General features: G+C 55.4%; 19 protein-coding genes. 9 read left to right on the top strand and 10 right to left on the bottom strand.

Annotated elements, in window-relative coordinates; all coding sequences use genetic code 11:
- Positions 1 to 534: 534 nt before the first annotated feature.
- Together HALA3H3_RS09940 and HALA3H3_RS09935 are read left to right on the top strand one after the other, a co-directional pair.
- A complete protein-coding gene (locus HALA3H3_RS09940; RefSeq protein WP_022521406.1) occupies positions 535 to 1,704 on the top strand; it encodes a M20 metallopeptidase family protein in 1,170 nt (389 codons plus the stop codon).
- 70 nt (positions 1,705 to 1,774) lie between these two features.
- Positions 1,775 to 3,283 carry an AbgT family transporter gene (locus HALA3H3_RS09935; RefSeq protein ID WP_223828074.1) on the top strand — a complete coding sequence of 503 codons (1,509 nt, stop codon included), beginning with the start codon at positions 1,775 to 1,777 and terminating at the stop codon, positions 3,281 to 3,283.
- 12 nt (positions 3,284 to 3,295) lie between these two features.
- Here HALA3H3_RS09935 and HALA3H3_RS09930 read toward each other — a convergent pair whose 3' ends face one another.
- Together HALA3H3_RS09930 and HALA3H3_RS09925 are read right to left on the bottom strand one after the other, a co-directional pair.
- Positions 3,296 to 4,192 carry a LysR family transcriptional regulator gene (locus HALA3H3_RS09930; protein ID WP_022521404.1) on the bottom strand — a complete coding sequence of 299 codons (897 nt, stop codon included), beginning with the start codon at positions 4,190 to 4,192 and terminating at the stop codon, positions 3,296 to 3,298.
- A 260-nt stretch (positions 4,193 to 4,452) separates the two neighbouring features.
- Positions 4,453 to 5,235 carry an IclR family transcriptional regulator gene (locus HALA3H3_RS09925; RefSeq protein WP_022521403.1) on the bottom strand — a complete coding sequence of 261 codons (783 nt, stop codon included), beginning with the start codon at positions 5,233 to 5,235 and terminating at the stop codon, positions 4,453 to 4,455.
- Positions 5,236 to 5,372: 137 nt separating this feature from the next.
- Here HALA3H3_RS09925 and HALA3H3_RS09920 point away from each other — a divergent pair, with 137 nt between their 5' ends.
- From HALA3H3_RS09920 to HALA3H3_RS09895, 6 genes are all read left to right on the top strand, one after another.
- Entirely contained in the window at positions 5,373 to 5,897 is a 525-nt protein-coding gene (locus tag HALA3H3_RS09920) for a 2,4'-dihydroxyacetophenone dioxygenase family protein (protein WP_022521402.1), read from the top strand.
- A gap of 79 nt (positions 5,898 to 5,976) precedes the next feature.
- A complete protein-coding gene (locus HALA3H3_RS09915) occupies positions 5,977 to 6,951 on the top strand; it encodes a Bug family tripartite tricarboxylate transporter substrate binding protein (RefSeq protein ID WP_022521401.1) in 975 nt (324 codons plus the stop codon).
- A gap of 4 nt (positions 6,952 to 6,955) precedes the next feature.
- Positions 6,956 to 7,426 carry a tripartite tricarboxylate transporter TctB family protein gene (locus HALA3H3_RS09910; RefSeq protein WP_022521400.1) on the top strand — a complete coding sequence of 157 codons (471 nt, stop codon included), beginning with the start codon at positions 6,956 to 6,958 and terminating at the stop codon, positions 7,424 to 7,426.
- Complete coding sequence (locus tag HALA3H3_RS09905; RefSeq protein ID WP_022521399.1) at positions 7,426 to 8,931, top strand: tripartite tricarboxylate transporter permease; 1,506 nt, start codon at positions 7,426 to 7,428, stop codon at positions 8,929 to 8,931. Before HALA3H3_RS09910 ends, HALA3H3_RS09905 begins: the two co-directional genes overlap by 1 nt.
- A gap of 51 nt (positions 8,932 to 8,982) precedes the next feature.
- The gene (locus HALA3H3_RS09900; protein WP_022521398.1) at positions 8,983 to 9,681 is read left to right on the top strand and encodes an SDR family NAD(P)-dependent oxidoreductase; all 699 of its coding nucleotides are present in this window, start codon (positions 8,983 to 8,985) and stop codon (positions 9,679 to 9,681) included.
- 32 nt (positions 9,682 to 9,713) lie between these two features.
- Positions 9,714 to 10,502, top strand: coding sequence for an SDR family oxidoreductase (locus HALA3H3_RS09895; protein WP_022521397.1), 789 nt, complete (start codon positions 9,714 to 9,716; stop codon positions 10,500 to 10,502).
- Between the two features lie 15 nt (positions 10,503 to 10,517).
- Here HALA3H3_RS09895 and HALA3H3_RS09890 read toward each other — a convergent pair whose 3' ends face one another.
- From HALA3H3_RS09890 to HALA3H3_RS09860, 7 genes are all read right to left on the bottom strand, one after another.
- Positions 10,518 to 12,491 (bottom strand): 2Fe-2S iron-sulfur cluster-binding protein, encoded by a 1,974-nt coding sequence (locus HALA3H3_RS09890; protein WP_022521396.1) that lies wholly within the window; start codon positions 12,489 to 12,491, stop codon positions 10,518 to 10,520.
- A 57-nt stretch (positions 12,492 to 12,548) separates the two neighbouring features.
- Positions 12,549 to 13,172, bottom strand: coding sequence for a glutathione S-transferase family protein (locus HALA3H3_RS09885; protein WP_022521395.1), 624 nt, complete (start codon positions 13,170 to 13,172; stop codon positions 12,549 to 12,551).
- Between the two features lie 134 nt (positions 13,173 to 13,306).
- Complete coding sequence (locus HALA3H3_RS09880) at positions 13,307 to 14,215, bottom strand: LysR family transcriptional regulator (protein ID WP_022521394.1); 909 nt, start codon at positions 14,213 to 14,215, stop codon at positions 13,307 to 13,309.
- 2 nt (positions 14,216 to 14,217) lie between these two features.
- Positions 14,218 to 15,129, bottom strand: coding sequence for a LysR family transcriptional regulator (locus HALA3H3_RS09875; RefSeq protein WP_053856945.1), 912 nt, complete (start codon positions 15,127 to 15,129; stop codon positions 14,218 to 14,220).
- A 79-nt stretch (positions 15,130 to 15,208) separates the two neighbouring features.
- Positions 15,209 to 16,150 carry a M23 family metallopeptidase gene (locus tag HALA3H3_RS09870; RefSeq protein ID WP_158414240.1) on the bottom strand — a complete coding sequence of 314 codons (942 nt, stop codon included), beginning with the start codon at positions 16,148 to 16,150 and terminating at the stop codon, positions 15,209 to 15,211.
- Positions 16,151 to 16,176: 26 nt separating this feature from the next.
- The gene (locus tag HALA3H3_RS09865; protein WP_022521391.1) at positions 16,177 to 16,854 is read right to left on the bottom strand and encodes a DsbA family protein; all 678 of its coding nucleotides are present in this window, start codon (positions 16,852 to 16,854) and stop codon (positions 16,177 to 16,179) included.
- Between the two features lie 101 nt (positions 16,855 to 16,955).
- Positions 16,956 to 17,870: a cation diffusion facilitator family transporter gene (locus HALA3H3_RS09860; protein ID WP_009286094.1), complete on the bottom strand. Its 915-nt coding sequence runs from the start codon at positions 17,868 to 17,870 to the stop codon at positions 16,956 to 16,958.
- 240 nt (positions 17,871 to 18,110) lie between these two features.
- Here HALA3H3_RS09860 and HALA3H3_RS09855 point away from each other — a divergent pair, with 240 nt between their 5' ends.
- Positions 18,111 to 18,965 carry a sensor domain-containing diguanylate cyclase gene (locus HALA3H3_RS09855; protein ID WP_022521390.1) on the top strand — a complete coding sequence of 285 codons (855 nt, stop codon included), beginning with the start codon at positions 18,111 to 18,113 and terminating at the stop codon, positions 18,963 to 18,965.
- Positions 18,966 to 19,271: 306 nt separating this feature from the next.
- Here HALA3H3_RS09855 and HALA3H3_RS09850 read toward each other — a convergent pair.
- On the bottom strand, positions 19,272 to 22,672 hold a 3,401-nt coding region (locus HALA3H3_RS09850), incomplete at its 5' end, for a DUF4214 domain-containing protein (protein WP_158414239.1).

The raw sequence follows: 22,672 nt of genomic DNA, 5'->3' as shown, positions 1-22,672 counted from the left end.
GCTCATAGGGCCTCAATCATCACGGTATACTTTGGTAGTAATAGTGGCCTCTAAGAAGGCATCCATGGCAACCACTTCGACAAGAGCATGGAACGCTTCGTGCTTCGGTATGCAGGGCCTCGCCCGGAGTCTCCCTGGCTCCCGCCGCTCGGATTCATACTGTCCACAGAAATCCTTCGGGCATGCTCGGAAACCATTCGCTATGTTGCGCTGGTTCTCTTCGACCCCACCATCGACTTCGGAGACACTGAGCGAATACTCATGAGCCACCCTACGGCCGTGGTTTTGCCTTTAAAATATCCATCATCACCGCGGCTTGTCGTTTGGTCGTTCAACGTTTGACGATAGGTTCGTCGCTAATCCTCGTCTCCCTGAACACTGCGCTATAGCTTGTGCAACTATGCAAGGGGTCACTTCCCCCACCAATGTTGCTTTCAAAGCAACAAACTCGTTACTCAACTGCCTCTTTTCTGCCTGCCAAGTCGCTTAACGTAAAAGCGCCAAAAAATACATCGATAACGGCAAGGACAGGACATGTTTTCAGAGCAAGTATTTTCAAAACAGCAACTGCATGAAGCCACCGAACTGCGGCATAAGCTTCACCAGAACCCAGAGCTTAAATTCCAAGAAAACGATACTGCGAGACTCGTTGCCAAGCGGCTTAGCGAACTTGGTTATCAAGTAACGGAAGGCATCGCCACCACTGGTGTCATGGCGGAACTGGATACAGGTCGGGAAGGGCCCGTGCTTGCTTTTCGTGCCGATATGGACGCACTGCCGATTAATGAAACCAACGCCTTTGCCCACCGTTCCCAGCGAGAAGGTCTAATGCACGCCTGCGGCCACGATGGACATACCGCCACACTGCTGCTTGCCGCAGAAACTATGATGGCAATGCAGGACGAGCTGTGCGGCCATATCAAACTGCTGTTTCAGCCGGGCGAAGAAGGTGGAAACGGTGCCGATTTAATGGTTAAAGCGGGCGTGCTACAAAACCCACAAGTGGACGCCGTGTTTGGCTACCATAACCGCCCAGGCTTTCCTGCCGGTCAGCTGTTCGTTAAACCTGGCCCGGCAATGGGAGGAAACGACACTTATAAAGTCACTATAGAAGGCGTCTCTGGCCACGCAGCCATGCCGCACCTGGCGGTAGATCCTATTTATATAGGTTCATCGCTGGTGCAACAGTTGCAGGGGCTGGTAGGGCGTCATAAATCGCCACTGGAAGCGGGCGTTATTACAGTAGCTTCCTTCCATGCTGGCGATGCTGCCAACGTTATTCCCGGCCACGCCGAGCTACTGGTTAATATTCGTAGCGACCGACCCTCTTCCCGAGAAGCATTGGCGGGAAAACTTGAGCAAGTGACCCAAGGTGTTTGTGCAGCGCATGGTGCTTATTACCATATGGAGCACCTGCACCAAGTCCCCCCGCTAGTCAATGATCAAGCCTGGTCGGAACGAGTGCTGTCTATAGCCACCAAGCACACCGTGAGCAATGATATTCAGCAGTTGGACTATATGCCCACCATGGGCGCAGAGGACTTTGCTTTTTATCTCCAGGAAGTACCTGGCTGCTTCTTTTTTGTCGGCAACGGCGAAGGTGCTTACCTGCACAACGAGCGTTATGACTTCAATGATCAAATCCTACCAGTGGCAGGCGGAATGTTCGTAGCCCTAGCCAAAGAACTGCTAACCAAGCACTAAAAACCCACTTACTAATAGTCCTTTACCAAGCCATCAGGTTTAAAAATAACGTTTAAAAATAAGGGTCAAAATGATGCAAGGCGTACTCTCTTCTATAGAACGAGTGGGCAATAAGCTGCCCCACCCCTTTATTTTGTTTACCATTCTAGCGGCTATTGTCGTGATGATTTCCGCCATACTCGCTACCTTGGGTGTTTCTGCGATTAATCCCCAAACCGATGCAGAGGTTTACGTTCGCAGCCTGCTCTCATCGGATGGGATCGAGTTCATGTTGACCAGTGTGGTCAGTAACTTTGTCAACTTCCCCCCACTGGGACTGATTCTAGTCGTCATGTTTGGCATTGGCTTGGCGGATAAAGTCGGCCTGTTGTCAACGTTGATGCAGGTCAGTGTGGCGAAAGCGCCACCCTCTCTGCTTACCTTCTGTGTATTTATGGCCGGCATTTGCGGCAGCATCGCATCAGACGCCAACTACCTAATCTTAATTCCCTTAGCGGCTATGGTGTACTACTCGGTTGGGCGACATCCGATTGCCGGTGCAGCAGCTGCCTACGCTGCCGCTGGAGCGGGGTTTGATGCTAGCCTCTTCATTACCGTAGGGGACGCACTGTTTGCCGGCATTACCACTGACGCTGCGCGTTTAGTCAACCCTGGAGCCTATGTGTCACCGATCGACAACTACTATTTCGTGGCCTGCTCAGTATTTGTACTTGCGACTATGGGCACCTTGATTGTCGATAAAATAGTGGAGCCCAGACTTCAACGTACCCTGCCGATGGGCAAGGACTTTAAAACTGATATCGTCAAACCAGAATTGACTGAGGCAGAAAAGCGAGGCCTCAAGCGTGTCGGCATTGCCACTTTGCTTTATCTCGCGCTGGTGCTAATAGCCGTGGTACCGGAGGCATCGCCACTGCGTAATGAAGAGGGCGGCCTGATTCCATCACCGTTCCTACGCTCGCTGGTGCCGCTTATGTTTATCTACTTCGTCACTATTGGGCTGGTTTATGGCATCACTACCAGCAAGATCACCAGTAGCCGTGACGTGCCCAAACACATGGCCGAGTCAGCTAGCGATCTGGCACCCACCCTCGTGCTGTTCTTTGCCATTTCGCAATTTATTGCCTACTTCCGTTGGTCGGAGCTTGGTCAGTACATTGCCATTGAAGGCTCAAACATTCTACAAAGCACCGGGTTTACTGGGCTTCCGCTAGTAGGTGCGTTTATTGCGATGAGCGCGGTACTTAACGTCTTTATGACCAGTGGCTCGGCACAGTGGGCATTAATGGCGCCGGTCTTCGTACCCATGCTAATGATGATCGACTTTGATCCCGCCTTTGTATTGGCGATGTTCCGCATCGGTGATTCTAGTACCAACATCATTTCCCCAATGAGCCCCTACTTCTCGGTCGCCCTGGTGTATATGCAGCGCTACAAGCCTGATATGGGATTAGGCACGCTCATCGCCACCATGCTTCCACTTGCCTTGAGCTTCTTGATCGCCTGGTCTGCGTTTCTGATGTTCTGGCTAGCCATGGGATGGCCGATTGGCCCCGGCGTTTACATGATGGCTAACTGATGCCGCTAAGCATCACTGCATTGTCAGCATAAGTTTCCACAGATAGTCGGCAGCAGGCGACAGCCTTCTGCCGACTCGGCGCACTAGGTTGCCCTGACTGCTGGCAGCCATAGGATGCTGAATGGGAACCGCTTTAAGTAACCCAGACTCTATTTCATTGCGCGCAGCCGCCGCCGTCATAAATGACACCCCAACACCCGCACTCGCCATTCTCCGTGAAACGGAATGTAAGTTGCAGCGATAGCTGGGCGTTGCCGGTTGCCCGGCGGCGCTAAACAGTGAATTGACAAATTGCTGCGAACCCGACACGTCCGGTAGAAAAATTAGCTTATGCTTTAATAGCTCTGCTACCGAAACACTTTCCTGACTGGCGAGGGGATGAAACAGTGCAACCAGAGCACACAGCGGCCCTCGCTCAAAAGAGTGCACAATGAGTCTCGGATCAGAAACTGGACCATAGGTAATAGCAATATCAACCTCGTCGTTAGCCACCATTTCATGGGGTTCGCGTGGATAGTAAATACCTGTTTTTATCTCGATTAGCACATCTGGATACTGCTTCGAAACCCGTCGCATCACGTAATTGATGAAGCTATCCACAAAGCCATCACCTACAGATACCACCACTTTCCCCGCCTGCATGTTACGCAGACGAGACAGCGTATCCCCCAGCTCTGAGTTCAACCGCCGCTGAGCTAGAAAACTATCCACCACCAATTGGCCCGCTTCCGTCAGCATGACATGACGCCCCTGCCGTTCTAGCAGCGCCATACCCAAGTCTCGTTCGAGGCCTCGTACTTGACGGCTCACCACGGAAGGGTTGATATGCAGATGCTCTGCCGCTGCGCGAATACCGCCACAGCTGTTCACCTCCAACAAATAGAAAGCACGTTTATCCAGTATATCCATGAGCTAGCCGTAAGGATCGCAAAATTGAATCAGCATGATAGACTGATGTTAGCAAGCTAATCGAATTTTTTACCCCCATAGCTACCGACTACACAATCATGATATTTAACCTCCCCGAGTGCGCCGCTGGGAGGGCACTGCTTACGCGAGTGCCATTACCGAAGAGACTTAGGCATTTCGCAATAATATTAGCTAATCACGACTTGCCTACAGCACTACACTCTATTTAATTAATGCTCATTACGCCTTAAGCCAAGGCACTACACCAAGCCAGCGTCACTGCATAGCGAATGGATACACTCCAATATACGTTGATGCCCATCATCAGGCAGTCGATAGCGTGGCACGCTGACGCTGATAGCCCCTTCAACGCGACCATCGGCGCCGCGAACTGCCTGACCGAAGCAGATAATGCCTAGTTCATTTTCCTGGTCATCGATTGCGTAACCACGTTCTCGCGTCAGCGTGAGTTCATTGCGTAACGCCTCAAGCGTCGTGCAGGTGCGATGTGTGACAGGCTCTAAGGTCAATTGAGCCAGATACTGCTCACGGGTTGCCTCGTCGAGGGCGGCGAGATAAGCCTTACCTACCGAAGTAGAATGCATTGGCACTGGCATGCCGATATACGAAGCCATGCGCACCGCTTCGGGCGATTCCACCTTATCAACGAAAGTCATATGGCAGCCAAATGGTACGCCCAAGTGCACCGTTTCACCGGTCTGCTTACCAATGGCGCGTAAAGTGGCCCGAGCGCGTTCCTGCAAGCTGCTCCGCGCCAGCGATTGATGAGTGAGACGCAGCAACTCGCGACCCAGTACGTACTCTCCACCTAAAGGGTTACGTTCGACAAACCGCTCCTGTTCGAGCGTGTTCAGCAACCGGTAGACCGTAGGCCGGGGCATTCCCAGGCGTGCCTGGATGTTACGGATGGTCGCGTCAACGCCAAGCTCAGCTATCACTTGCAGCAAGCGCAGTCCTTTGGTCACCGCGGCGGCACCCTGGACGTTGGGCCGCGGCACTCGCTCTTCGTCGTCAGCCGTCATTAATCGCCTCTTCAAATAATACGAATGTCTAACCAGTAATCCGTCACGGTCAATTGACGCATCTCGCCCTGGCTCTTACCTTAAGAACATATTGTCCATATTATGATCTTTATGTCCACATTGTGGACGGAGGGAATATGCCGGTTAAAGCTGATGATCATCAGCGGATGCCTTACCAATATCCGCAACCCGCTGAGGCCGCTCTAGAAATTGTCGAGCCGCACGCCCTTCCCCAGGATGAACGTATCTGGGTGCCGCAAGCGGAAAACGTTGATTTCCGTCCGCTGTGTCTGAACGTGTCCCAGGGCTACTGGGTCAACCTACTGCGTGTCCGCAAGTCTGGCGTGCTCAGCCGCCACCGTCACCCCAACCCGGTGCATGGCATGGTGCTCAAAGGCAAATGGCGGTATCTCGAACATGACTGGGTGGCTACCGAGGGTAGCTATGTCTACGAGCCTCCAGGTGAGACCCACACCCTGGTCGTCGACGAGGATGTCGAGGAAATGATCACGCTCTTTCAGGTCAACGGTGTCATGTATTACGTTGACCCATGGGGCAAGCACCTCGGGTTCGAAGATGTCTTCACCAAGGTCGACATGTGCCGCAAGCACTATGAAAGCTGCGGGCTTGGCCGTGACTATGTCGACCGGTTCATTCGCTAAAGCGAGATGTTCCCTTAAAAACCCAACGCATGAATTAAGGCCCTAATGCCAACAACAAAAACACGACAGGAGCACCCTCATGATATTCAACAAAACCCCGCTAGCCGTAACCATCAGCCTGGCCGCCTTCGCCTTATCCATCGGCACTGCCCAAGCCGACTACCCCGAAAAACCGATTGAACTGATCGTCCCCTGGTCAGCGGGCGGCGGCACCGATGCAGTGGCCCGCCAATTGGCCAACGGGTTGCAGGAAGAGCTTGGTCAAACGGTCAATGTGGTCAACCGCACCGGCGGCGCCGGCGTGGTGGGTCACACGGTAATGGCCAACGCCGAGCCGGATGGCTATACCCTTGGCCTGGTGACCGCCGAGATCACCACCTATCGACACATTGGCAGCTCTCAAATCTCGTATGAGGATCTGTCGCCGATTGCGTTGATCAATCTCGACGCCGCGGCATTTAACGTCAGCGCCGAATCAGACTGGGAAGATCTAGACAGTGCCCTTCAAGACATTGAAGCCAATCCCAACGAATACACTGTCTCAGGCTCTGCGCCAGGTGCCGCCTATCACCTAGCATTCGCGGGTTTTCTGAACCAGCAGGGTATTGATCCCAACACCGTTTCACTCGTCCCGAGCGAAGGCGCTGCCCCGGGCCTCCAGGAACTCGCCGCCGGTGGCGTGGATTTCGTGTTCTCCTCGCTGCCTGAGGCTGAATCCATGCGCGACGCGAAGCGCGTGAGAACGCTTGCTGTGTTCGCCAACGAGCGTCTTGATGCTTTCCCTGACATCCCCACTGCTGAAGAAGTCACTGGCGATGAGTGGGCAGCAGGTACTTGGCGTGGCTTGATCGGCCCCGCAGGACTGCCCGATGATGTGGTCGATACTCTGGCCGAGGCCGCAGAAGCCGTCTATGAATCTGACCAATTCCAGGAGTTCATGACCAATCAGGGCTTCGGCATGCAGTGGGAAGGCCCGGAAGGCTTTCGCAACTTCATGGCTGAAGCCGACGAAAACAACGGCGAGATAATCAATAAGTTGGGCCTGGCAGAATAACACCATGCGCATCAACGACCTCTTGCTGGGGCTGGTAATGGCGCTGCTTGGCGCCGTTACTATATGGGCCTCCAAGGATTTCCCGCCGTTAGCGCGCCAGCCCTACGGGGCCGGCACTTTTCCCACCATCATCGGCACCTTTCTGGTTGGGCTTGGCCTGCTACTGTCTCTGCGTGGCTGGCAGCAGCGTGGAGCACTGTTCATTTGGCAGGGGCAGGTGACGCTGTCGCGCACCTTGACATGCCTGCTCGCTGTTATCGCCGCCGTTGCTGGTTACGTGTTGCTAACACCGCTGCTCGGCTTCCCGCTGGTAGCGCCCTTAATGCTCGCATTATTGATTGGCTGGTTGTCTGACGGCCGCTGGGGGATGGCCGTTATCGTCGCCATTGTGGCAAGTGCGGTGGTATGGAGTGTTTTCGCCCTGTTGCTGCACGTGCCGCTTGATCTGGGCATTCTCGAAGAGGTGATCTACTAATGGCGGAACTACAAGCAGCGTTAGGCATGGTGTTCGCCTGGGATGTCCTCGCGGTGATCCTCGGCGCTTCGCTATTCGGCCTGCTGATCGGCGCCATTCCTGGCCTGACTGCGACCATGGCCACCGCCTTACTCGTCCCGGTAACCTTTTTCATGGAGCCGCTCCCGGCGATCAGCGCTATCGTGGCCGCCACGGCGATGGCCATCGTAGCCGGCGACATCCCCGGTGCCTTACTACGCATCCCCGGCACCCCCGCCTCGGCGGCTTATACCGAAGAAGCCTACCTGATGGGCCGTCAGGGCAAGATCGGCCAGGCGCTCGGCGTCAACTTGGCGTGTTCGGTCGTTGGCGGGCTCATCGGGGTGGCAATTCTGGCGTTTTTCGCTCCACTGGTCGCCGACTTCGCTCTTCGCTTTACCAGCGACGAGTACTTCTGGCTGGCACTGCTCGGGCTTTCCTGCGCCGTACTGGTATCCGGCGCGGACCCGCTTAAAGGTGCAATTTCAATGCTCATCGGCCTGTTAATCGCCATGGTGGGCATGGACTCAGTTTCAGGCCAGATCCGTTTTACCTTCGGTATCTCTGATCTGCTCAGCGGCATCTCAATTCTACCAGTATTGATAGGCCTGTTTGCCGTCGCCGAGCTACTGCGGCGCATGCCCGAAATTGGCCACACCCACTTTCCACCGCCCCCACCAGTGGAGAAGCCTTTTAGCGGTGTGGACGGCCTGATGTGGCAATACAAGGCAGGGATCGCACGCAGTGGCGTACTCGGCACGCTGATCGGCGCACTGCCCGGTGCGGGTGCCGATATCGCTTCTTGGATCAGCTACGCCTTGTCGCGCAAGCTCTCGCGCACGCCCGAGAAGTATGGCACCGGGCATCCCGAAGGGCTGGTCGCGGCCAGCTCGGCGAATAATGCAGCACTCTCGGGTGCCTACATTCCCGCCCTGGTGTTCGGCATCCCAGGCGACACTATCACCGCCATTATTATCGGTGTACTGATGATGAAAGGCATTACGCCAGGGCCAGACGTTTTCACTTCCAGCGCCACCTTGGTCAACGCCATTTTCATCGTGTTTATCCTGGCTAACCTGCTGTTGTTACCTCTTGGCCTGCTCGCTATACGCGGCGCGCGCCATATCCTTGCGGTGCCCTCCAGCGTGCTTTACCCGCTGATTTTGCTGTTTTGTATCGTAGGCGCCTTCGCTGCCAACAACAGCCTGCTGGATGTCTGGCTGATGCTTGGGCTGGGCCTGCTGGCCTATTTTCTGGTGGAGAACGACTTCCCTATCGGCCCCATGATCCTGGCAGTGATTCTCGGCCCGGTAGTGGAGAGCAACTTTATGCGCTCAATGATCAAAGCCAATGGCGAACTGCTAGTGCTCTTCGAACGCCCCATCGCCGCCATGTTGGGTGGGCTCGCATTGCTGGTGTGGCTGGCCATTATCGTCTCCAGCGTTCGCTCGGCCTGGCAGACACGTGCGTCAGCTACCTCAGCTTAACCGACCCATTTTGCGACCTACCCCCCTTTTCACGTTCTAAAAAGGAGCGATATGAACACTGTTATCGTTATTGGCGGGACTACCGGCATTGGTCGGGCGATCGCGCTGGCGTTTGCCGCCCAGGGTGACGAAGTCCACGTCACCGGCATCGAGCCTAAGAGCGAACAGCAAGCCGAAGACGTAACCGACCGACACCAACTCGATGTGCGTGACCCGGCCCAGGTTGAGCGCTTCTTCGCGGCGTTCCCAACATTGGATGTGCTGGTGAACTGCGCTGGCGTCATCCAGCGTGACGGCAAGGAGTTCACACCCAAAGGCTTTTCTGAGGTCATCGACATCAACCTCAATGGTACACAGCGCTGTTGCCATGCCGCGCATGCAGCCCTCAAGGCAGCGGGTGGGTGCATTATCAACACCGCCTCTATGCTGTCGTTTTTTGGCAGCGGCCATGCCCCGGCCTACTCTGCTTCCAAGGGCGGCGTGGCCCAACTCACACGGTCGTTGGCGATCGCCTGGGCCAGCGATGGTATTCGCGTCAATGCCCTTGCGCCAGGTTGGATTGCCACCGACTTGACGGCAGCACTCACCCAGAACAGCGAACGCTCGGCGGAACTCGTCGGACGCACGCCCATGGGCCGCTGGGGCAAACCCGACGACCTCGCTGGGCCAGCGCTGTTCTTGGCTTCACCGGGCGCAAACTTTATAACGGGCGTACTATTACCGGTAGACGGTGGCTATTCGTCACGTTGAGCGCAAATATCGAACACACAGGAGTACATGGTATGGATCTTGGAATAGCGGGACGCTGGGCCGTGGTATGCGCAGCGAGCAAAGGGTTGGGTCGAGGCTGCGCCGAAGCGCTGGCCAAAGAAGGCGTCAACCTGGCCATTAATTCACGCAATGCCGAGGTGCTCGAAAAGACCGCCGACGCGTTGCGGGCCCTTAATCCAGCCATCGAAGTTCGCCCTGTGGCTGGGGATATCGGGCGCGAGGAGGTACGCGAGGCGCTGCTGGCCGCCTGCCCGCAGATCGATATTCTGATCAACAATAACGGCGGGCCGCCGCCGGGTGATTTTCGCGACTGGGATCGGGAGGCGTGGATACAGGCCGTGGATGCCAACATGATCACGCCTATTGAGCTGATCAAGGCCACGGTAGACCGTATGGCCGCCAACGGCTTTGGACGCGTGGTCAATATTACCTCGGGCGCGGTAAAAGCCCCCATCGACATTCTCGGGTTATCCAACGGAGCGCGCAGTGGACTAACCGGCTTCGTCGCGGGTCTTGCTCGCCAACCGCAACTCGCCTCGCACAACGTCACGATCAACAACCTACTGCCCGGCTCCTTTGATACCGACCGCCTGCGCGGCAACTTCAAGAAGGTCGCCGAGAAGAATCAGCAAGATATCGAGCAGGTACGTGAGCAGCGTGCCCAAGGGGTTCCTGCGCGGAGATTCGGCACCGCCGAGGAGTTTGGTGCCTTTTGTGCCTTTATGTGCAGCGAGCATGCAGGTTATCTAACAGGGCAGAATATCCTGCTCGACGGCGGCGCCTACCCAGGAACCTTCTAATCGATTGCGACACAATTAACCGTTAGCCAGCGTAATGGCTAGCCTCCCCGAGTGCGCTGCTGGGCGGGCACTGCACAGCAGTATTTCCCCCTCTGGCGCTGATATGCCATCTGGGTAGGTAACCTCCCCCTGCACCAGCGTGCAGGCGCACTCGCCACAGCTGCCACTGCGGCACCCATAGGCAGGCTGTAACCCCGCTTTTTCGGCGGTTTCCAGCAGGCTTTCGCCCGGCTGCCAGTGGGCGACTACGCTTGAGTTGGCAAAGCTAACTTCTACCGCTTGTTCTGCGACGGGCACAGCGTATGTTTGGGTCAGCGCCGAGGGGCCGAACGCTTCTGTGTGTATTTGCCCCGATGAGAGTCCGAGCTCCAGCGCCTCCTGGTGGTAGCGCTCTACAAAGGCGGCGGGGCCGCATAGGTACAGCTGTACTTCTGACAGCACCTGATCGGTAAACACCTGCCCCAGTGAAACCCGGCCTGCCATCCATCCATTGAGGGCAGTTGTAGTTCTGGTGACATGCCGCTGCAAACGCAGCCCTCGCGCCTCAAGGTCGAGTAGTTCTTCACCGAAAGGCGCCTCGGCCACATCGCGCACGCTCTGTACTAACGTTACCGGGCCACGGCCTGCGCCAGTCAATTCATGGGCCAGGCTCAATATGGGCGTAATACCGATACCGCCTCCCAGCAGCACCCAATGGGCACGCCCTGAGCCGCTAGCCTCTGCCGTGAATGACCCCATTGGCATACTCACAGCTAGTTCAGTACCCACCTGAAGCGCGCTGTGTACGTAGTGCGAGCCCTCACCATCGGCCTTCACACTGATGCGATAACCGGCCTGCTGGCTGTTACCCGAAAGCGTATAGCTGCGTACCAACGCCGTGCCATCCAGGCGCGGCACGTGTAGCGTAATAAACTGGCCCGCTTCAAAGGGCGCCAGCGCCTTGTCTTGTCGGGCACTCTTCAAATAGAAAGAGCGGATCTCAGGCGTCTCCTGCACCACGGCGGCCACCTGAACACACTGTTGAGTGGAAGGCGCAAGCGCCTGCCAGGGCCCATGGGGCGCCGCCTCAACGGCTACTGCACCTGCATGGCTACGCCAGCGCAAGGCCCTTGGTCGCCAAACGATATGCCGTGGGGTAAGGCACCAGTAGCGTTCAGCGCCAGGATAACGCGCCCCAGCGGTCTCCTCGTCCACCAGCCGCGCTTCTCCGGTCAGATGCAGCACATTCCCGCTGGCAAAGTCCGGTATCACCAAGGCCGCGCGCCCGCTGGCCAGCACGTTACCTAAGGTGTTGAAGAATCGATTGCCTGCAAAATCAGGCAGAATCAGATCACTTCCCTGACGCCGAATGAACCCCGGTTGCCCTCCGCGATGAGAGGCATCCACCTGGACGCCCTGGTCGGTATGCGCGTAACTACCCACGAAGGCGGTGATCGCCCGGTCGATATGCGCCAGCACCGGCTCTGGCAACTGATCGAGGATCGCGTCACGCTTGATTAGCGCGGGGCCCGGCTGGGGCTGCACCGGCCTCATCGCCGACCAGTCGTGAATATACTGGGGGCAGTTACCGAAGGCGTGAGTCACTTCCAACTGCCATTGGCTTGCTGAGCCCCGCAATACACCGTTGACCCTGTTACGACGGCGCGTGTGTAGCTCAATGCCCAATAGGCCAATGCTGGTGCCGCTGTTAAGTAGCGGTGCAAGAGGGTCATCCACAGGCGGCGTTAATGCTAAATCGAGCCGTGACTCGTCCGGCGCATGAACAAAGCCCGGCGCACCCTCCAGCAGCGTGACCCAAGGCCAGCCGTCATGATCCACCGCTGCTGCCGCCACAAAGGGCAACTGGGGAAAGAAGTGCTGCAGCTGTGGCGTTAGAAAGGGACGCATCACCTTGCGGCCCACCTCCGCCATCTGTTTTTCCACGCCGACCACGCGCTGCAAGGCAAGCTCGCCTTCATGCCATGGGCTGCTGGTGACGTCGTTATTCACCCTAGACTCCTCGCGAGCAGTCCGCCCGCACCGATTTGAAATGCTATATCGGCTGGCCTAGCGCACCAGCCCCACCTTGGTCACCTTCATGGGTACAAACCCTTCCAGCGCCTCGATACGCTGCAGCCAAGCACGGATATGCGGGTAGGGTTCCAGCGAGACATTCCCTTCGGGCGCATGGGCGATGTAGCTGTAGAGCGAAATCTCCGCCAGCGTGGCGTGCTCACTCGCCAGGAAGGGCTGATGCGCCAAGTGGGCATCGACAATCGCGAACAGCTCATGGGCATCAGCAATCAGCGGTTCAGGGTCGAAAGGGGCATTAAAGACCGTCACCAGCCGGGCCTTCATCGCCGAGTTCGCCAAAGGCCCTGCCGCCACAGACAGCCAGCGTTGTACCTGGGCTTGAAGCAACGGATCGTCCGGTAACCAGCGACCAGAACCATAGCGACGTTCCAGATAGACCAGAATGGCATTGGAATCCGCCAGGATAACCCCCTGGTCATCGATCACCGGCACCTGTGCGAAGGCGTTCATATCAAGAAAAGGCGATGCCTTGTGCTCACCCGCGGCAAGATCAACATCGATAAAAGTGGCAGGCAAACCGAGCAGCGAAAGCATCAGCTCGATACGGTGGCAGTGGCCGGAAAGAGCGTGGCGGTAAACCTTGATAGCGTGTGACATGTGATTATCTCCTTGATTGAGCGCCTCGATAGATGAACGTCACATGTGTTAAGCGACGTCACCTATCCTGAGCCAAATCAAGGGGTGCAAGAATAGCGATACTGAACAATACAAAATTGCGCTGAATGAAATAATCAGCCGACCAACTGCGTTCGCAACCAGGGTGTTGCCAGTTCCAGGAAGGCCATAACGCTGGCGGGCGCCCGGATGCCAAGGGGATAGGTGAGCGCCAGAGGGTGTCCCGCAGGCCAGAGGGGTTCAGCAACGGGTTCAAGCAGCCCCCGCTCGCAGGCGCGACGCGCCTCCAGTTGGTAGCAACACACGACACCCGCACCTTCAATGGCAGCCCGCAGCGCAGCAGCACTGGTGCTGATGGCAAGCCTGGGCTCAAAACGGAGCGGGTAGTCTTCAGACAAGCGCCAGACAGGCGCCTGTCCTTCACTGGAGCAGTGAATAAGTGCATGACGGGCCAAGCCTTGCAGGCTACCGGGGCGCCCGGTCTTGTCCAAGTAACGGGGGCTAGCAAACAGACCAACGCGCAAATCACCCAGGGGCCTGGCATAAGCGGAGGCAGGCAGCGGCCCACGCATCAGACGTAGGTGCGCCGGTGCATCGCTTTCTATACGGATGGGATATTCATCAGCCAGCAGGCAGATCTTCAGCGCAGGATGCTGCTCTTGCAGCCGCAACACTAACGGCACCAGCAGTGGCTCCATCAACGCCTGGGGCGCCTGCAAACGTAGCGTGCCGTTGAGCTCGCGGTGCTCCTGGCGCGCACTGGTGTCGGCGTCGGAGACTGCGTGGATCAGCGTATCGGCGTAGGCGCGCAATCGCTCGCCCGCCGCCGTTAACGTGCTGCCTCTGGCAGAGGTAGTGACCAAAGCAACCCCCAGATGCTGCTCCTGAGCACGCAGCAGACGGTGGAGCTTCGCCGCCGACTGGCTGCACGCTTCAGCCGCGGCTTGCACGCTGCCGTGCCTGGCAACGGCGGAAAGCGCCTTTAAGGCCTCAAAGCGTAGCGGTGATTCAGGGGAGAGTGCCATGGTTAACTGCGGTAGGCGAGCGCCGGGTCGGCACGTAGCCGCTCGGCAAGAAAATCAACGAAGGTACGCACACTGGCGGCACGCCCACGGCCCGCTGTCACCCAGATATTGATGGGAATGGCCACTGGTTCGAAACGCGTTAACACGCGCCGTACTCGACCTTCGGCTTCACTGGCAGCCACCTGGTAAGACAGCAGCCGAGTAAGCCCGGCACCTGCCTCGACCGCCGTTAACGCCGCATGAATAGCGCTGATGCGCAGCCGTGGCGAGGGCGTTACTTCAATGCGTTTGCCCTCCTCCTCGAACCACCAGTGGCCGCTCAAGTTGCCGCCTTCGGCCACCACGGTAGGCAATGCTTCCAGTTCTTGCGGGTGCGTTGGCTCGTTGTGCTCGGCCAGCCACGCGGGGCTTGCACAAACTACCTGCCGCACCTCACCGACTGGCACGGTCAAGTGCTGACAATCCTGGGGCACATGGCCGATGCGCACCGCCACATCGATGCCCTCCTCCTGCAGATTGACCGGTCGATCGATCAGTTCAGCGCGCACCTGCACGTCAGGGTATTGCTCCAGATAATCGACGATCTGCGGGGTAACGAAGTACTCGCCGAACAGCACCGGCGCGGTCACCTGCAACAGGCCACGTGGGGTAAGGTAACTGCCGGTCGCAGCGGCCTCGGCCTCCGCAAGCTGAGCAAGCACCTGCTGGGCATCCTCCAGATACCGGCGCCCCGCCTCCGTCACGCGCACCTGCCTTGTGGTGCGCTGTAACAACGCGACGCCCAAACGCGCCTCAAGCGCCGCCACCGCCCGGGTAACCCGAGGCGGCGACAGCGCAAGCTGCCGTGCGGCGTCCGCAAAGCTTTCCAGTTGCGCCACCGCTGCAAACACGCGCATCTCTTCGAATCTATCCAAGGCAGCTCCAGAGTCAGGGGAGTAATCACCATTAATACAAAGCAATGGAGCACTGAGTTTCATTGCCCGTAAATTACAATCACGTCTTAACAGAGGACGTCCCAATCGCTTGCTCTAAACGTCGCCTTACTTCGTATAGCGAGGTTTGATATTCCAGGCGCGTGGGTTGTTCACCCAGGATAATGCGGCGCCCTTGAACGAGAGGATCAACAGGCCGGTCATCCACTCTCACTTCATAATGCAAGTTGGGGCCAGTTGCGACGCCGGAGGCACCTACTTCACCTAGGGTTTCTCCAGCATTGACCAAGCCCCCGACTACAAGGTGTGGGGAAAAGTGGCTTAGGTGCGTATAACGGCTGATAGCCCCCGTATCGTGTTCTACTTCCATCACGCGACCATAACCGCCTTGGCGGCCGATGAAGGAAATGCGTCCAGGTGCGGTGGTTATTACCGGTGTGCCATAAGGAGCGGCAAGGTCAATGCCATTATGAGGACGAACGCCGCCATACACCGGATGCCGCCGATTTCCAAAGCGAGAAGTCAGCCGTGCGCCAAGAACCGGCAGTTGCAAAGTGTCTAAAAGCGTTTCGTTCTTGAAGAGCATCACGCGGCCTTTTTTAGCTACCGGCCATACCACCTCTAGTCGTTCTGCCTGATTAGACAATCCCGCATAACTTAGACGCGGAGGCCCCACGCGGGAGCCATCCTGGTGTCGATCTTCTTCCCACAATAACTGGATACGCTCACTACCTGAAAATTCAAGAGGCGTCTCCATGAACTCGCCCAGCAACGTTTCCAGCTTGGTAACGAAACGTGCGGGAACCCCCTCCGCTGACAAGGCATCATAAAGCGAGGTTTCAACAATCACATCACGCCCAAAGGTCAAGGTATCGAGGCGAGGCTGAGTCGTGGAGCGCCCTTGTTCGGTAGCTGCTTGCAACCCGTTTAATGTCGGGTCTGACGGCGAGAGTAAGAGGTGCTCTCGCCAACCGCCCTCGACCAGCGCGGGGCTTAAACTCATAAGCCCTATCAGCAACCAGCGCTGATTCATTGGGCTTTTGCTTCTTCAGATATCTCCTCGATTTCACTCTTTACGACATCAATCAGCTCCTGCATACCAAAGGGTTCTAGCAGCTCACCGTTGACAAAAAAGGTTGGCGTCTGGCGAATCTGATTCGTTTTGACGTCTGCCATGTCTTGGTCAATCACCGCTTGCACCTCAGCTGAGTTGAGTTGCTCCTCAGCGGCAGCTCGGTCAAGACCGGCCTGGCTGGCAATCTCCAAGATAGCTGATTCATCGAAACGGCCATGAGATGCCCATTGATCCTGACGAGAGAGCAGAGCTTCGAGTACCGGTTCGAATACGTCCTGGTGTCGAGCGACTTCCAGCACGCGTATGGCCGTATCAGAAACCTCACCGTGGAAAGGTGTGTAGCGCACGATTAGCTGCACTTGCTCAGGATAGGTTTCCAGAATACTTTTGGTGAGAGGATAGAAAGCACGGCAGGCTTCGCAGGCCGGGTCGAAAAATTCCACAATGGTTATAGGTGCCTCTTGCGGCCCCAGGATCGGTGAGTGTGAACGCACCAAGGAGCTCTCGGCCTGTCCAGCATCCTCACTCGCCGCCTCAGCTTGCATGTCCAATAGTGCAGGTTTCAATACCACCACGATGGCAGCTGTCAGCATCAACGTACCCGCAAGCATAAAAGTCGCTTTTTTGAACATTTTTCTCTCTCGATTTCAGTGATTATTTGGCAAATTAGGCCAAGATTTGATTGCACAAACCAAGCTAAATGACTGCCTATGTAGACCAGCGTGAGCGTGTATTACTCATGCCCATAGAGGTTGGCATCCTGATGTGCGTGATCAATATGCTCAAACTCTAAGCTGGAATGGACAATGTTAAAGCGCGTTTTTAACTGTTCTTTGATCTCTGTCTTAATTGCCTCAAGCTGCTGCCAGCCTGCTTCCGTAATGACCACGTGGCAGTCAAGGGCGGCCATGTTTTCCTGCATCTGCCATAGGTGCACATGATGAATATCGTGGACACTTTCGACACCACGCACGGCTTCAATGACGAGTTGACCGTTAATATCTGGGGGAGAGCCCAGCATCAGTGTGCGGATAGGCCCCCCAATCTCCGAAAAGGCGAGGTAAAGGATATACAGCGCAATACCTATCGTAATCGCAGGGTCTACCCAGCGCATGTCGTAGAGCAGAATTAATGAACCGCCGATAATCACAGCGATGGAGGCGAACGCATCAGACAGGTTATGCAGAAAAAGGGCGCGAATATTGACGCTACCTTTTTGCATTGACCAAGTAAGCATGGCGGTGAGGGCATCGACAACAAGAGCGACGCCACCGATGATAACGACCAACCAACCCTGGATCTCTGGCGGTTCAATCATGCGCATGGCGCCTTCGTAAATCAGATAGAGGCCAACGAGAATGAGCGTAGTGTAGTTAATCAGTGCTGCCACTATCTCGATTCGGCCATAGCCGAAGGTCATTTGCGCATCGGCGGGCCGTCTTGCGATCTTGCGCGCAGCAAAGGCAATAACAAGCGCTGCCATATCAGAAAAATTATGCAGCGCATCAGCGATCAGCGAGAGGCTTCCCGCCATAATACCGCCGACGATCTGGGCGATGGTTAATAAGCCATTTGCCCAAATGGAAATACTGACACGTCGGTCGCCAGAGGCAGGATCAATGTGGGGATGATCATGATGATGTCCCATATATAAACCTCGTTAAGTTTTTTCATTCCCGGTACTATAAAACCTCTAGTAACTAAAGCTTCAACCCCTGAATGTCGTCCGTTGGCACTCGCCCCGGGAGGGCAAAGCCTACCCTGGCGATGGCCGATACGCGCTTGTCATTACGGGAGTGACCTTTCCCCCAAAATTTCCAGAATTCTTTATCGTCCACTTCGCGATTGCTCTATAGTCGAGGAACGCTAACCGGATTATCCCTTGTCTATGACCGTTGACCTGCAAGCCCTTTACCCCAAACTGATTCACCTGATGCTGGACACCGTCTTCGTGGTCGATAAAGACAACCAGATCGTCTTCGTGAGTGATGCCTGTGAGTCGCTGCTCGGTTACCTTCCTCAAGAGTTGATCGGCACTCTAATCACGAACTACATGCACCCTGACGATTTAGCGGCCACGCGGGACTCCATTGTTCGTGTGATGAGCGGTAAGCCCCATATTGATTACCGCAACCGCTATATCCGCAAAGACGGCGGTATCGTGCATATCCTGTGGTCTGCCCGCTGGTACGAAGCAGAGGAAGTGCGGGTCGGTGTCGCGCGCAACGTCACAGCGCTTATGCAGGCCGAGGAAGAGTTACGCTACCTTGCCCACCATGATCCACTGACAAAGTTGACCAACCGAGCGCTCTTCTATGACCGCCTTACCTTGGGCCTGAGCACGGCCCATCGCTATCAGAACAACCTGGCATTGCTATTTCTGGATATTAACGACTTCAAAGGCATCAACGATATTCATGGACATGCGGCGGGTGACCGGGTGCTCTGCACGGTAGCAAGACGGTTGGAAGGCTGTGTACGCGAGACGGACACGGTGGCCCGCATGGGCGGTGATGAATTCACGGTGCTGTTAACGGACATCAAGTCAGCGCACGCTGTGACAGAAAAGGTGGAACAGATTCTCACGGTCATGAACGAGCCACTAGGCGCTGAATTCGGCGAGGTCAAAATGCCATCCTGCAGCATCGGCGTGGCCTGCTACCCCGCCGACGGGGAAGACGCCGATACCCTGCTGAGCCGTGCTGACAGCCAAATGTATCAGATCAAAAGGCGCAGCCGTTAGCGGGTGATGAGCCTCAGACCGTCCAGTTTCTTTGGTATGCGTTAGCTTGATCAACCAATCAGTGATCTTATCGTTCTTGTAGCAAAGCTTTGCTTGGTATCGGTAGCATCTCTTACTGACACTTAATAATAACCAACAGGAAAGCCGAATACTGACACGCTTTCCTACAACGGCTTGCTGCGCCACCTTACGGTGACGAACACGCTAGCGCGTTCTTCTACTCAGTCATGTACTTTATGTATCCCGACATAAAAAAACGGCCCCCTTTCGCAAGGATAAAGGGGGCCGCCCATCATCTTTCAAATATCAGGCAAAAATAAAGCCTTCTGCCAAGTGTTTTATCTGCATTTCATCAGAGAAAGCAAAGTGGGTCATGACATCGCCATGATCTACCGTTGATTCTTCAAGCATATCCGACCAGTACTCAAAACCATTGGCATCCGGGGCTCTATCAAAGGCATTCGCGTATAGCATCGTGAGGTAATCGTCATCACTGAGGCTATTGCCGTGGTTGCTGACAAACTCTTCCGACTCAAGGAAGAATTCGGCAATATCGAACACACTCACCCCTTCCTTGCGTACATCGGACCAGTAATCAAGTCCTGAGGCATCTGCCTTTCGATCAAATGCCACTTCATACAACGCATGAAGAATCGATATTTCAACCGTATCATGGATCTCGGCTAGCTCAACAGAGACTGTCGCTGTGTTTGCGGCACCATGGGTATCTTCAATCGAGTATTCAAAGATATCTCTGAAACGCTCCTTATCGTCAGAAGGTTCAAATGCTGCTCGCTGATCATAAAGGAAATCACCGTTTTCCTGCACGGTCACGGTAGCGCCAGATGTCAGCACCATGGCAGTATCGAAAACAACCGCCTGCCCGCCAATGCCCGTAATTAAAATAACGTCGTTGTCAGCACCTTTATCGATACCATTTCCGTTATCCTCAAACAGGTTGCCACTTAGTAACCAGCCGAAACGCTCTGAGAACTCGTCGTTATTCGCAACAGGTGCACGGTTCAACTCCTCATCCGGCAATTCGTCCGGATCGATATCGGGCGTTGGCTCGGGCGTCGGCACTGGTTCCTCAGAGGTTTCCGGTGCGCGGAAGCCAATGGCACCAGGGTCAACAATAATTCCGTTAGCGACACCATCTGAATCAAACTCGCCGCCATCTTCAATCACAAAATCAAAGCGTATTTTATTACCTTCTCTTGTCAGGCTACCACCAAAGTCAGCGCTGGCCAGATTCACCCAATCTCCATCGGCATCCTGCTTCCAATAGCCGTTGACATCGAGATCACCACCAACAAACAAGGAAAACACACTCGACCCGCCAACCGTTTCCACATCGGATTCAAACGCGATTAAACCAAACGGCATATTGAGGTCGTCCGGTCGGTCATCTGGTGCATCAAGCTGGCGAACATTACGCAGCGCTAGCGTACCGGCACCGCTCCCAGAGGTTCCGCTGCCATTTGACGATAGCGTAATAAAAGCCTCAGCTGCATCGCCAGGGTTGGAAACAGCCGTAGACGTGGATAAAAACGGTACAGAACTAATGTTGCTTTGCTCAGCATCAGGAATGCCATCGCCATTGCCATCACCAGTGCTATTGCCGTCCAGCGAAGGTACGCGCGCTTCATCCGCATCTGGAACACCGTCTTCATCTTGCTCGAGTATAGCGCTAATAGGTGAAGTCGTTGCCGACGCTATAAACTCTTCGGTGCCCTGCTGATCAGTGTAGCTGGCACGCACGCTGATTTCGCTACCAACATCCTCTTGGGTAAGGGTATAGGTTTCGTCAGTAGCACCGAGGATCTCAGTGCCATCACGCAGCCACTGGTAGCTGATCGCGCCCAGGCCGTCTTCATCGGCCAAGGTATGGCTGGCTGTAAGGGTCTGGTCTTCAGCAGCATCGCCGCTGATGGTGACACTGCCGGTGGGAACGCCGTTGACATTGGCCACGGCCGCCGTAGCTGAAGAGACGACCGCTTCTGCGGTGCCCTGCTGATCGGTATAGCTAGCCCGCACGCTAATCTTGCTGCCTACATCGGCTTGGGTCAGGGTGTAGGTGTTGCTAACAGCATTATCAATAACACTGCCATCACGTAGCCATTGGTAGCTGATCGTGCTCAGGCCATCTTCATCGGCTAGGGTACTACTTGCAGTCAACGTCTGGTTTTCCTCGACGGTGCCAGCAATCATTACGCTGCCGGTAGGTGCATCGTTCACATTCGTCACAACATTTGTGACGCTAGAGGTCACTGACTCCTCCTTCCCACGCTGATCAGTATACGACGCCTGCACACTGACCTTCGTCCCCACATCCACCTGGGACAGGGTATAAGTCTCCCCAGTTACACCATCAATAGCTTTGTCATCACGCCGCCATTGGTAGCTGATAATGCCCAAGCCATCTTGATCGGCCAGGGTATTGCTCGCGGTAAGTGTTTGACCTTCCTCGGCGGAACCACTGATAGTGACACTGCCGGTAGGTGCTCTATTGGGTTCTGTTATAGTGATGCTTACGCTATCACTGGCGGTGGAAAAGGCGGCTTTCACATTTCCGGCACCGATGGTGGCCACGCCAGCATCACCGTTGCTGTGCCCCCCGGTTCCATCCCAGGCTCTAAAGCTGATAGCACCATTAAGCGTACCGCTGTAACTGGCATCGGGTTTGAAATACAGGCGGGTATCGTCGTTAGCAGCCAAGAGCAGTGCGGAAGCGTCAGAAACCACTCCGGTGAGTTCAGCCCACGTTTGTCCACCGTCAGTCGTGTAATAAAGCGCCCCGTTTTCATTAACGCCGGTAATGGCCAGGCCGGGTGCATCACCTTCGGCATCGCTGTAGTTGCCGATACCGGTTGAATTAATAATATTGCTGAGCAACGTTGAGCCATCCAAGGAACCCGCCTCCGGCGCGCCCTGGTTTTGCAGCACACTCACTAGTTCAGGTGCTTTGCTGGCATCCAATACCGGCGCGTCGTTGACCGACTTAACGGTAACAGTGGAAGAGACATTTAAACCTGTGGTGGTATCTTGACCGCTGTTTTCGGTACCACCATTGTCTTTAACGCCTGTAATGGTGACTATGCGGTCGCCTGCAACGGGGTTGTCACTCAGGTGGGCGTAAAAAAGGTTATCCGCGTAACTATTCCAAACATTGGCAATGTCAGAGCTGTCGATGACGACTGTTGCCACTTTTTGGTCATCCACGGCAACCGCATAGCTGAAGTTCAACTCGCTAGTATTAACAGTACCGTTTTGACCATTGACCAATGGCATCACAATGGCACTGTCCGCCCCCGTTCTAATAGCTAAGACTTCATCGCTGGTGCCTGACACATTGCTCACCGTGAGAGTGACCTGGGTAACCTCTTGCCCGGTTTCAATAGTGTCAAACGTATTATTACCAAAGAGCATGGCTAAATTCGCCCAATCAATCTGAGCGTTATCCAATTCAGTAAACATTGGATTTAGACCGCTGCCAGTGTAAGTGGGCGCATCATTAACATCGGTAATATCAAGATTAACAGTCACGTTTTCAGCCAGTGACCCACCGTTCACATCTTCTGCACTAATGGTGAACGTAGCGGCATTATCGCCACTAGCGTTTTCAGCACCGGTGTATTGAATAGCAGAAATGGTATCTAGATACGCATTGATATCTGCGGTACTGCCCGACAAAGTTAATGCGCCCG

Origin of the sequence: Halomonas sp. A3H3 (assembly GCF_000982975.1) — a bacterium.
GTDB classification, from domain to species: domain Bacteria; phylum Pseudomonadota; class Gammaproteobacteria; order Pseudomonadales; family Halomonadaceae; genus Vreelandella; species Vreelandella titanicae.
This window is presented reverse-complemented; position numbering and strand designations above follow the sequence as displayed.

Coding starts and splice junctions, on each gene's coding strand:
- HALA3H3_RS09940 (WP_022521406.1), top strand. CDS start 535: ATGTTTTCAGAGCAAGTATTTTCAAAACAGCAACTGCATGAAGCCACC.
- HALA3H3_RS09935 (WP_223828074.1), top strand. CDS start 1,775: ATGATGCAAGGCGTACTCTCTTCTATAGAACGAGTGGGCAATAAGCTG.
- HALA3H3_RS09930 (WP_022521404.1), bottom strand. CDS start 4,192: ATGGATATACTGGATAAACGTGCTTTCTATTTGTTGGAGGTGAACAGC.
- HALA3H3_RS09925 (WP_022521403.1), bottom strand. CDS start 5,235: ATGACGGCTGACGACGAAGAGCGAGTGCCGCGGCCCAACGTCCAGGGT.
- HALA3H3_RS09920 (WP_022521402.1), top strand. CDS start 5,373: ATGCCGGTTAAAGCTGATGATCATCAGCGGATGCCTTACCAATATCCG.
- HALA3H3_RS09915 (WP_022521401.1), top strand. CDS start 5,977: ATGATATTCAACAAAACCCCGCTAGCCGTAACCATCAGCCTGGCCGCC.
- HALA3H3_RS09910 (WP_022521400.1), top strand. CDS start 6,956: ATGCGCATCAACGACCTCTTGCTGGGGCTGGTAATGGCGCTGCTTGGC.
- HALA3H3_RS09905 (WP_022521399.1), top strand. CDS start 7,426: ATGGCGGAACTACAAGCAGCGTTAGGCATGGTGTTCGCCTGGGATGTC.
- HALA3H3_RS09900 (WP_022521398.1), top strand. CDS start 8,983: ATGAACACTGTTATCGTTATTGGCGGGACTACCGGCATTGGTCGGGCG.
- HALA3H3_RS09895 (WP_022521397.1), top strand. CDS start 9,714: ATGGATCTTGGAATAGCGGGACGCTGGGCCGTGGTATGCGCAGCGAGC.
- HALA3H3_RS09885 (WP_022521395.1), bottom strand. CDS start 13,172: ATGTCACACGCTATCAAGGTTTACCGCCACGCTCTTTCCGGCCACTGC.
- HALA3H3_RS09880 (WP_022521394.1), bottom strand. CDS start 14,215: ATGGCACTCTCCCCTGAATCACCGCTACGCTTTGAGGCCTTAAAGGCG.
- HALA3H3_RS09870 (WP_158414240.1), bottom strand. CDS start 16,150: ATGAGTTTAAGCCCCGCGCTGGTCGAGGGCGGTTGGCGAGAGCACCTC.
- HALA3H3_RS09865 (WP_022521391.1), bottom strand. CDS start 16,854: ATGTTCAAAAAAGCGACTTTTATGCTTGCGGGTACGTTGATGCTGACA.
- HALA3H3_RS09860 (WP_009286094.1), bottom strand. CDS start 17,870: ATGGGACATCATCATGATCATCCCCACATTGATCCTGCCTCTGGCGAC.
- HALA3H3_RS09855 (WP_022521390.1), top strand. CDS start 18,111: ATGACCGTTGACCTGCAAGCCCTTTACCCCAAACTGATTCACCTGATG.